Source organism: Streptomyces glaucescens (genome assembly GCF_002154375.1).
GTDB lineage: Bacteria > Actinomycetota > Actinomycetes > Streptomycetales > Streptomycetaceae > Streptomyces > Streptomyces glaucescens.
On record NZ_MUND01001109.1, the window covers coordinates 1 to 554 of the forward strand.

The following is a 554-nucleotide window of genomic DNA, read 5'->3' on the forward strand; positions in this document are numbered from 1 at the left end:
CGCCGGGGCCGCACGGGCTCACCGGACCCGGTCCTCGCGCTGGATCGCCACCATGGCGGCGTCGTCGCCGAGCCGGCCGGTGAGGGTGTGGGCGAGGAGGTCCTCGCCCAGGCGGTGCAGCAGGCGCTGGGGCCCACTGGGCGGGAGCGCGGCCAGGCGCTGGGCGAGGGGGTAGAAGGTTCCGGTGCCGTCGCGTGCCTCGATGACGCCGTCGGTGTACAGCAGGAGCGTGTCACCGGGCCGGAAGGGGAAGGCCTGCGCCGTGAAGGCGGAGCCGGTGAACGCGGTGAGTCCCAGGGGCGGCGCCGGTTCGCGCACCTCGAGCGCGCTGACCCGCCCTTCGCGCAGCAGCAGGGGCGGCGGATGGCCGCAGTTGATGAGGTGCAGGACCGGCGCGGTGTCGGGGACGTCGAGGACGGCCGCGGTGATGAAGGCCTCCTTGGGCGCATCGGTGCGGGACGCGACCGCTCCGGGGTCGTCCAGATCGGACGAGACGGTCCCCTCCAGGTAGGCGACCAGGGAGGGCAGATCGGCCTGCCGGTGCGCGGCGGCGC

General features: G+C 75.3%; 1 protein-coding gene. It reads right to left on the reverse strand.

What is annotated here, in order from left to right; all coding sequences use genetic code 11:
* Positions 1–18 precede the first annotated feature (18 nt).
* The coding region (locus CCN42_RS40920) for a PP2C family protein-serine/threonine phosphatase (protein WP_143662282.1) at positions 19–554 on the reverse strand (536 nt) is incomplete at its 5' end.